Here is a 2685-nt window from a genome sequence, read left to right as displayed (position 1 = left end):
GTAAGCGCCAAATATTCCTGCGGATTTCCTGATCCCCAAGTTTTGCCTATAATTGTAGTCGATAGATATTTAGACTATTTCACTACAATTATGGAGGATAGGTTATGGCAGGTACTCGCAAAGCCCGGGTTCCGATGGCGGAACAGCTCCGGCTTATCAATGAATGCCGCCAGAGCGGCATGACAGATGCTGACTGGTGCCGTGAAAACGACATTGCAGTAAGCACTTTTTACAACTGGGTCAGCCGCTGCCGGAAAGCGGCAGCGGATCAGATCCCGGCAGCGAATTATGGTCATCTTGAGGTCCCCCGCCCGAAACAGGACGTGGTTCCCATTGACATTGTTCCGGATTCCATTCCGGAACAGCATACAGCATCACAGATGCAAAACCCGTACCTTGACAATTCACATACGATTGAAGTTGCTATGAAGGACATCACGATCCGCATCAGCAATAAGGCAGATCCTGCCCTGCTCACCAGGACATTCCGTCTGCTTCAGGAGTTCTCATGTTAGGGGATATCTCTGGACTTGAGAAGATCTACATTGTCTGCGGCTACACTGATATGCGGAAATCTATTGACGGACTCTGCGCCGTTATCGAAGACCAGCTTAAGATGGATCCCTCGTCCAGTGCTCTCTTCCTTTTCTGCGGAAGAAGACGGGACAGGATCAAAGCCTTGTTCCGGGAACCGGACGGCTTCGTTCTGATCTATAAGCGCTTATCTGTCCGCGGAGGCTATCAATGGCCCAGAAAGCAGTCAGAGGTGCGGAATCTTTCCTGGCGGGAGTTTGACTGGCTGATGTCAGGGATCGATATTGACCAGCCCAAAGCCCTCAAAGCAGAGTAAAAAATCATCTGGATCTCAGCAAAAATCCTGCACAGAAAAATCCGGAAATGCCTTGTAAATTCGGCATTTTTCAGGAGCCATTTCCCTTTAGTAAAAGCCCCGTTTCTGGTATAATAAAGGTATCAAATCCGAGGAGAGAAACGATGGCTTCCAGTGCGAAAGATATCCAGCTTCGCGAGCTGAAAGATACAGTATCACAACTGAAAACAATGGTATCTGAACAGACTGAGCTGATCAGATCTCTCCGTCTTATTATTGACGAAAAATCCAGTCACGAGAAAGCGCTTCAGGAACAGGTAGATTATCTGACCAAAAAGCTTTTCGGCTCATCCAGTGAAAGAAGATCCGATGACATTCCGGGACAACAGAATCTCTTCGATGAAGCAGAAATGGAACAGGATCCGTCGCTGCTGGAAGAAGAAACTGTGATCAAGGAACATACCCGTAAAAAGAAGGCAACCCATGAGGATCTTTTCAAAGGTCTGAAGGTTGAAAAAGTAGTGATCCCTCTTCCGGAAGAAGACCAGATCTGCCCGGTCTGCGGTACGCAGATGATCCTGATCGGCGAGGAGTATGTCCGCCGGGAACTGGAATTCATTCCTGCCACCTGTAAAGTGATCGAATACTACAGCCAGAGTTACGGATGCCCATCCTGCAAGGAAGGGCTCGGCGATACAGAAAAACCTGTGATCATAAAGTCTCAGGTTCCGGCAGCTCTGGTTGGAAAAGGTCCTGCCTCGGCTTCCACTGTTGCATGGACCATGTATCAGAAGTATGCCAATGGGCTTCCCCTTTACCGGCAGGAGAAAGACTGGAAGCAGTATGGGGCTCAGATCAGCCGGACCACTCTTGCCAACTGGATCATCTACTGTTCGCAGCACTATTTTCAGCCAATGTATGATTACTTCCACCGTGAGCTGCTGAAACGCAGCTTTGCAATGGCAGATGAAACCAGAGTTCAGGTATTGAACGAAGAAGGGCGCCGAGCCCAGACCCAATCATTCATGTGGCTGTTCCGAAGCGGCGAGGATGGGCTTCCGGAGATCATCCTGTATGGCTATTCCCCGACCAGGAGCGGCAGCCATGCAAAGGAGTTCCTGAAAGGCTACAGCGGATACCTGGAAACGGATGGCTATCAGGGATACAACAATCTTCCTGGGATCCGGCGCTGCTCCTGCTGGGCACATATCCGTCGATACTTTATCGATGCCGTTCCCAAAGGAAAGCAGTATGACTACAGCCAGCCGGCAGTGCAGGGAGTCCAGTATTGCAACCGGTTGTTCGCCATTGAGGACTCCATTAACAAAAAGTATCCCTGTGATTATGAAAAAAGGAAGCAACTGCGTCTCGAGAAGGAAAAACCTGTTCTGGAGGCTTTCTGGTCGTGGCTCGATCAGCAGAAGCCCGTCCGGAATACCCGGATGGATAAAGCAGTGAATTATATTCTCAACCGGCGTGATACGGCAGAGACCTATCTGGAAGACGGTCGCTGCAGCTTTACCAACAATCTCAGTGAAAATGCGATTCGTCCATTCGCAGTAGGCCGGAAGAACTGGCTGTTCAGCAATTCCGTGGACGGAGCGAATGCCAGCGCGGTAGTCTATACAATGGTTGAGATGGCAAAAGCACACGGGCTGAACATTTACGGATATCTTAAATTTCTGCTGGAGCACCGGCCAGATAAAGATATGACCGATGAACAGCTGGCAGATCTGGCACCTTGGAGTGAAAAACTCCAATCTATCAAAAATCGCATGTGAATTATAGTGAATTACTCCAACTCGCAAAGGGCTGGGGTAATTTTGTATCTGACCGCATTAATATTTGGCGCTTAC

The 2685-nt window shown here is 49.2% G+C and carries 3 protein-coding genes; all 3 read left to right on the top strand.

Annotation, left to right across the window (positions count from 1 at the left end; all coding sequences use genetic code 11):
- Nucleotides 1-104: 104 nt before the first annotated feature.
- The 3 genes from tnpA to tnpC all read left to right on the top strand — a co-directional run bounded on the left by tnpA (nt 105) and on the right by tnpC (nt 2610).
- Nucleotides 105-515, top strand: coding sequence for an IS66 family insertion sequence element accessory protein TnpA (tnpA, locus tag LKD70_RS18270; RefSeq protein ID WP_227709285.1), 411 nt, complete (start codon nt 105-107; stop codon nt 513-515).
- The gene (tnpB, locus tag LKD70_RS18265) at nt 509-850 is read left to right on the top strand and encodes an IS66 family insertion sequence element accessory protein TnpB (RefSeq protein ID WP_072524981.1); all 342 of its coding nucleotides are present in this window, start codon (nt 509-511) and stop codon (nt 848-850) included. The genes tnpA and tnpB overlap by 7 nt, the downstream gene beginning before the upstream one ends.
- A 143-nt stretch (nt 851-993) precedes the next feature.
- The gene (gene tnpC / locus LKD70_RS18260; RefSeq protein ID WP_227709284.1) at nt 994-2610 is read left to right on the top strand and encodes an IS66 family transposase; all 1617 of its coding nucleotides are present in this window, start codon (nt 994-996) and stop codon (nt 2608-2610) included.
- Nucleotides 2611-2685 lie beyond the last annotated feature (75 nt).

Source organism: Ruminococcus turbiniformis (assembly GCF_020687545.1).
GTDB classification, from domain to species: Bacteria; Bacillota; Clostridia; order Lachnospirales; family Lachnospiraceae; genus Mediterraneibacter; species Mediterraneibacter turbiniformis.
Note: the sequence above shows the minus strand (reverse complement) of the source record. Positions and strands in the feature narration are given on the sequence as shown.

Coding starts and splice junctions, on each gene's coding strand:
- tnpB (WP_072524981.1), top strand. CDS start 509: ATGTTAGGGGATATCTCTGGACTTGAGAAGATCTACATTGTCTGCGGC.
- tnpC (WP_227709284.1), top strand. CDS start 994: ATGGCTTCCAGTGCGAAAGATATCCAGCTTCGCGAGCTGAAAGATACA.
- tnpA (WP_227709285.1), top strand. CDS start 105: ATGGCAGGTACTCGCAAAGCCCGGGTTCCGATGGCGGAACAGCTCCGG.